6 protein-coding genes are annotated in these 6,659 nt (G+C 60.2%); 2 read left to right on the top strand and 4 right to left on the bottom strand.

Going from position 1 to position 6,659, the window contains the following annotated elements; all coding sequences use genetic code 11:
• Positions 1–31 precede the first annotated feature (31 nt).
• The 4 genes from AC4GMC_RS06090 to AC4GMC_RS06075 form a co-directional block, all read right to left on the bottom strand.
• Positions 32–1,252: a D-alanyl-D-alanine carboxypeptidase family protein gene (locus tag AC4GMC_RS06090; RefSeq protein WP_487876535.1), complete on the bottom strand. Its 1,221-nt coding sequence runs from the start codon at positions 1,250–1,252 to the stop codon at positions 32–34.
• Positions 1,253–1,301: 49 nt separating this feature from the next.
• Positions 1,302–2,210, bottom strand: coding sequence for an SPOR domain-containing protein (locus AC4GMC_RS06085; protein ID WP_487876534.1), 909 nt, complete (start codon positions 2,208–2,210; stop codon positions 1,302–1,304).
• Positions 2,211–2,390: 180 nt separating this feature from the next.
• Positions 2,391–3,602 carry an FAD-binding domain-containing protein gene (locus AC4GMC_RS06080; protein ID WP_487876533.1) on the bottom strand — a complete coding sequence of 404 codons (1,212 nt, stop codon included), beginning with the start codon at positions 3,600–3,602 and terminating at the stop codon, positions 2,391–2,393.
• 36 nt (positions 3,603–3,638) lie between these two features.
• Positions 3,639–4,415, bottom strand: coding sequence for an ArsR/SmtB family transcription factor (locus tag AC4GMC_RS06075; protein ID WP_487876532.1), 777 nt, complete (start codon positions 4,413–4,415; stop codon positions 3,639–3,641).
• Positions 4,416–4,608: 193 nt separating this feature from the next.
• Between AC4GMC_RS06075 and AC4GMC_RS06070 the strand changes: the two genes are divergently transcribed.
• Complete coding sequence (locus AC4GMC_RS06070; protein WP_487876531.1) at positions 4,609–5,235, top strand: ATP-dependent Clp protease proteolytic subunit; 627 nt, start codon at positions 4,609–4,611, stop codon at positions 5,233–5,235.
• 164 nt (positions 5,236–5,399) lie between these two features.
• Positions 5,400–6,659 (top strand): ATP-dependent Clp protease ATP-binding subunit ClpX, encoded by a 1,260-nt coding sequence (gene clpX, locus AC4GMC_RS06065; protein WP_038006985.1) that lies wholly within the window; start codon positions 5,400–5,402, stop codon positions 6,657–6,659.

Here is a 6,659-nt window from a genome sequence, read left to right as displayed (position 1 = left end):
GATGCCCTCAAAGCTTATAAACATATGGTTTCTACTGTTCGCTAGAAGAGAGGGGTGCTGCATCGGCAGCACTGCCCAAAAGGCGGGCCAGAACGGCTTCGCCAGCAAGCTGGATGCGACGTAAAATGCCCGCAGGTTCTACATCGGCGGCCACGCGCAAGGGCACAGTCACAGGTGCCATATCCGCAACCGTAACATGGAAGGTGCCGACTTCGGTGCCTGCTGTTAGGGGGGCGGAAAGCGGGCCATTGAACCTGACTTCACCCGAAACGGTGCGGTCGCCGACAGCAGGCATCAACAACGACACATCGGCCCCGGCAATCAATGGCACAGAGGACGCAGCCCCCATGAAGACAGGTGCCTCGCCGACAACGGCGCCCTCGGTCAACACGGTGGTCTGCGCGAACTGACGAAAGGCCCAGTTGACGATGCGCTCTGCCTCGCGGGCGCGGGCGGCTTCTGTCTCGAGGCCCGAAATCACAAAGGTGACGCGCCGCTCACCCTGCAACGCAGAGCCGACAAGGCCGTAGCCTGCTTCTTCGGTGTGCCCAGTCTTGAGGCCATCTGCGCCGATATCAAGCCGCAAAAGCGGGTTGCGGTTGCGGGTGTTGGACGGGGCACGTCCATCAAATGCAAACTCGGTTTCGGCAAACATCGTGTAGTATTCGGGGAAGTCGGTGATGATTTTTTCAGCGATAAACGCAAGATCCTTCATGGACATCACATGGCCCAGGGCGGGCCACCCGCTTGCATTGCGAAATGAACTTTGTGTCATCCCCAGATCGCGGGCGCGCTGGGTCATCATCTCGGCAAAGCCTTCTTCCGTGCCATCGGGGGACAAAGCTTCGGCCAAGACGACACAGGCGTCGTTGCCCGACAAAACGATGATCCCGCGGATCAGGTCCTCAACCCGGACACGGTCTGTGGTGTCCAAAAACATGGTGGAACCGCCAAACGACATCGCATGTTCGGAAACAGGCAAGACGGTATCCATGGTCAGGCGCCCATCTTCAAGCGCCTCATAGGTCATCAGCAGGGTCATCAGCTTGGACATTGATGCGGGGGGCAAAGGCACATCGGCCAGTTTCGACAACAGCACTTGCCCAGTGTTGTGGTCAATCACCACAGCCGAGGTCGCCTCGGTCTGGAACACCTGCGCAAGGCTGGCGGCGGGTGCGGCCACAACAAGGGCGATCCCCACTGCGCAGGCGCGCAGCGTGGCAAAAAAAGATGGGGCGGGGCGGTCACACATCACGGGTTCTCCGTTTGGCTCAGCGCAGGGTTCAGATCGGGGCGTCGGATCAGTTGGTGACGGGGTAGGCATCCTCAAAGCCGAGGTCTTTGATCGTGCCCAACACCGCTGCGCGATCCGCGCTTGTGCTTGCGGGGCCCACGACAACACGCCAAAACGCTTTGCCCGCGCTTTCTTGGGCCAACACGGTGGGGACTATACCCGCTCCGCGCAGGGCTGTCGCGGTGTTGCGTGCGTTTTGTTCGATGGAAAAGATCCCGACCTGCAAAAATGGCTTGGCCAGAGCGGTTTGACCCGCGGCGGGCGTGGCCGTGACCGTCGCGGCTTCGGTTGCGGTTGGGCGCGGGGCGGGCACGCCTGCCGCCACCGATGCGGCCTCTGCCCGGTCCAGCGCGGCTGCGGCGGCAGCGATGGGGTCATCTAGCGAGGTGGCCTCAATGGTCGCGACCGGTGCCGCGTCGCCCGTCGCATCCGTGGTCAGTGTTACCGCGGCTGGGTCGGGCATTTGTTCGCGGCGCAAGGCAATAACGCTTACCTCTGTCGGGGCGCCTGCCAAAATCCCAAGGGCGGCCGCGGCATCTGAGCTAAGCTGCATAGGCGGGCCGGGGTTGGTCCGTTCACGGCGGAACAAGGCGCCGATCACAAATTTATCGTTGGTTGTGTTGCGGATGATCACACGCTCAGGGTCGGTCACATTTGGGGCAGCAATCCAAACACCGCCAAGCGAGGGACGCCCATCCCAAAGGCCGGGATCCGTGCGGTCGTACACTTCGGGCGCTTCGACGTCGCGCTCAATCAATGACACGCTTTGCACAGCCTCTGGCGTCGCATCCTGCCTGTCGCTGCCAAAGCTGCTGGTGATGGAATTGAGCATTTCACCGGGTTGGCACGCAGACAACGCAAGCGTCATCGCGCTCACGCCCAAATACCGCGAAAAATTCGATCGACTGCTGCTCATCCTGTCACCCTTGCTTATTGGGGTTTGCGCGCCTCGGTGCGGTGCTCTTGTTGGCAGCCGTCACATGCTATTGGCAAACCCTAGCCGAGGCTGTCCCACATGGGAAGCCTCGGGGCGGGTCTGTGTGCCGGTTTTCGCGCAGATGTGACCGCAATGGCGTGCAAAGGGGTGACGTAGCGTTTAGGCGCTGTTTCGTGCAGGTGCCTGAAGGGTGGCCAGTAGGTCGGGAATGCGGGCCTTGAATTTGAAGAATCCAGCCGTTGCGTGGGGCAGGGCTGCGGCATCCCATTGGCGCATGACACGCCGCAGGGGCAGCCGCGTCGCACCTGCCATGGCATCTAGCCCGGTACGCCCCGGTCCGGTGGGGGCATATGGCGCAACCAGTTGTTCGATTGCGTGTGTCCGTGCCCAATCAGCGGCGTCTTCGGGGGTGTGGACGATGGTAAAGCCGCCGACACGATCCCCCCAACGCGCGGAGCAGTCCTGCGCCAAGGATGACGTAAAATCAACAACCTGCGGTGCGACGTTCAGCGGCGAACGCCGCGTCGTGTTCAGCAAAATCAGCCCTGCAACCGGCCGCAACCCACCCTCTAGCAAAAAGCCGGGTGCAAGATCGTCCTCCGTCAGGATCAGCCCGGTGGAGATGCTTGTGTCTACACTGTCGGACCCCGGCACTGGCAGCGGTTTGGGGTGTTCTGGGTGGCCAAGAGGTTGGATTTCGTGGGGCGCGGCCAGCTGCCCTGTCGGGTTGAACCGCCCGTCCGTATATTTGGCGATGTTGTCGGGGCGCGCCGCGTAGGTTTTGCCCACGGTTTGCAGGCCCCCCACCCAACGCCACGATAGCGTATTGGATGCAGGGTCCCCATCCAGCAAATGACGCATAAAGAAATCCGCGCCCAACGCCCAAGGCAGGTTCAAGGTGAACATCCAGATTGAGGCGAACCACATCCGCGCATGGTTATGCAAATATCCGGTTGCCACCAACTCCCGCGCCCAGTGGTCGAAACAGTCGATGCCAGTTTCACCAGAACAAGCGTCTTGCCACGCCTGCCGCAGACCCGACTGCGTGGCTAATTGGTTCTGCGCGGCCTTTACCTCGGCCTCATAGGCGGTCCAAACCGATGGCCGCCGATCCAACCACGCCTTCCAGTAACTGCGCCAGCAAACCTCTTGCAGATACTTCTCAGCCGTCGCCGGGGAAAAGCGGCCCAAGACAGCCTGCGCCACCTCGGCCTCTGACACCACGCGGTGGCGGATATAGGGCGACAGGACTGACACATGGGGGTGGCCGGGCACATCATGATTGCGCAGGCGGGCGTACTCGCTGCCAGCTTTGGGAACGAAATGGGCGAGGCGCTCTAACGCGGCGGTGCGGGTTGGTTCAAATGACATAGCGCGCATCTAGGGGGCGCGCACCGAAGGACAAGCCTAGAAATTTGACAGGGCGGCGTGTGCCGCGGCGGTAAAGCGGGTGCCCAGCACATGCTCCCACACGTGGGAATAGTTGTCGCGCGCGCTTTCGGCCTCAGCCCCAAGCGCGTCCCAGCCGCTATGGGTGAGCTGCATACGGGTGCCGCGTCCGGCGGCCTCAAATTGCAGGCTGACCGTCGTGGCCTCTGGATCCGCGCGGCCCATGCGCCACCGCAGGCTCAACCCCCGAGGGGCGTCCCATGCGGTCACGTCGGCCCAGCATCCGACCTCACCTGCGATCGTGGTCTCTTCGATACGGCCATCTGGGCCACCGTGAAACACCAATGCCATGGGCAGGCTGCCGTCCGTGTCCGCCGAGAGGGAATGTTTAGCCACAGGCCACCACAGCGCGATGTCGTCAGTAAACAGCGCAAACGCCTCTGCTGGCGTGAGCCGTACGTCATAAGCTTGGGTGATGGGGGGCGTCGCGTCGTCGTCTTGGGGCTCTGCCGCTTGGGCAAGGCTGGCGGTCGCATCCGCGCGCAAGGTTTCGAGCCAGCTTTGTAGTGGCGCGATCCCCGCAGGGGCCAAGGCATACAGGCTGCGGGTGCCGTGTTTTTCCAGCGTCACAAGGCCTGCCCCCAGCATTACTTTTAGGTGCTGTGATACGGCGGGGCGCGACACGGGCAAGGGTTCAGCAATCTGGGCCACGCTCTGCGGGTGCGCGCGCATCTGATCTAAGATTGCGCGGCGGGTCGGGTCCGCAAGCGCGGTGAGGGCAGCATCGTAAGTCATGGCTAACGTTACGACGCCAATGCCTTGTGGACAAGCGGTTTGTTAACAAAGCAGTAACCACTTTTCTGTAGACCAGCAGGAATGTGCGACGGAACTGGCGAGGAGGCCTTGCAGCCCCCGATGTGCAGACCTAAGCTAATGGGGACTCCGGGCCATTCCGCCCGCAGCCCGAGCATATATCCGAGGCACTCCAATGCATGATCCCGTTGATTATTTCACAAACAACCTCGTCCCCATGGTGGTGGAGCAAACCAGCCGTGGCGAACGCGCGTATGACATTTTTTCGCGTCTCCTGAAGGAGCGTATTATTTTCGTGAATGGCCCCGTGCATGATGGCATGAGCCAGCTTGTCGTGGCGCAGCTTTTGCACCTTGAGGCAGAAAATCCCTCCAAAGAGATTTCGATGTACATCAACAGCCCCGGTGGTGTTGTGACGTCGGGCCTGTCGATCTACGACACGATGCAATACATCCGCCCCGCCGTGTCCACGCTGGTTGTCGGCCAAGCGGCCTCGATGGGGTCTGTCCTGTCGGTCGCGGGCGAAAAAGGTATGCGGTTCTCGCTGCCGAACTCGCGGATCATGGTGCACCAGCCCTCCGGCGGGTATCAGGGCCAGGCGACGGATATCATGATCCACGCCGCCGAAACCCAGAAAATCAAAGAACAGCTTTACAAGATCTACGTCGACCATACCGGCAACGATTACGATACCGTGTATCAGGCGCTAGAGCGTGATAATTTCATGTCGCCCCAAGAGGCAAAGGACTGGGGTCACATCGATGAGATCGTCACCAGCCGGGCCGTTAAGGACGCTGAATAATTCCTTTGGCCGCGGAGCGAATTCTCGCGGCTTTTGACATTGTGGATAGCGGCGCGCTGCCATAAGCTATCCAAAGATGAGCCGAGCGACAGGTGCGCGTGTCGCTCGGATTAGGTCTCCTACATGCCCAAAAACGGGCGCGGGGACATCCGATGAGGTGCGAAATGGCGAATAATTCCGGCGACAGCAAAAACACCCTGTATTGTAGTTTTTGTGGCAAAAGCCAGCATGAGGTGCGCAAGCTCATTGCGGGCCCGACCGTGTTCATCTGCGATGAATGCGTCGAGTTGTGCATGGACATCATCCGTGAGGAAACAAAGGCAACCGGCCTGAAGTCCTCGGACGGGGTGCCCACGCCGATGGATATCTGCAAGGTTCTTGATGACTACGTCATCGGGCAGGCGCATGCGAAACGTGTGCTTTCAGTAGCGGTGCATAACCACTACAAACGCCTCAACCATGCCTCAAAGTCTGATATTGAGCTGGCGAAATCCAACATCATGCTGATTGGCCCCACGGGCTGTGGTAAAACACTTTTGGCGCAGACCTTGGCGCGCATCCTTGATGTGCCGTTCACGATGGCCGACGCCACGACCCTGACCGAAGCCGGCTATGTCGGTGAAGATGTTGAAAACATCATCCTCAAGTTGCTTCAGGCGTCTGAGTATAATGTGGAACGCGCGCAGCGCGGCATCGTCTACATTGATGAAGTCGACAAGATTACGCGTAAATCCGACAACCCCTCCATCACCCGCGATGTGTCGGGCGAAGGCGTGCAGCAGGCTCTCTTGAAAATCATGGAAGGCACCGTTGCCTCCGTGCCACCTCAAGGCGGGCGCAAACATCCGCAGCAAGAATTCCTGCAAGTGGACACAACGAACATCCTGTTCATCTGCGGCGGCGCCTTTGCGGGTCTCGACAAGATCATCGCACAACGCGGCAAAGGCTCGGCTATGGGCTTCGGCGCGGACGTTCGCGACGAAAGCGACAAGGGCGTTGGCGATTTCTTCAAAGACCTTGAGCCTGAGGACCTGCTCAAGTTCGGCCTGATCCCAGAATTCGTGGGTCGCCTGCCGGTGATCGCAACGCTTGAGGATCTCGACGAGGACGCACTGGTCACCATCCTCACCGCGCCCAAAAACGCGCTTGTAAAGCAATACCAACGCTTGTTTGAGCTGGAAGACGTGTCTCTGACCTTTACTGATGACGCACTAACCGCGATCGCCAAACGCGCGATTGAGCGTAAAACCGGCGCCCGGGGCTTGCGCTCCATCATGGAGGACATCCTGCTCGACACGATGTTCGATCTGCCGGGTCAAGATGACGTCGAAGAGGTGGTTGTGAATGAGGAAGCCGTAGGCCGCACCAAGCCACCGCTTCTCATCTATGCCGAAAAGAAAAAGGAAGAAGCCAGCGCCAGCTGA

This window comes from Thalassobacter sp., from assembly GCF_982993085.1.
This window is presented reverse-complemented; position numbering and strand designations above follow the sequence as displayed.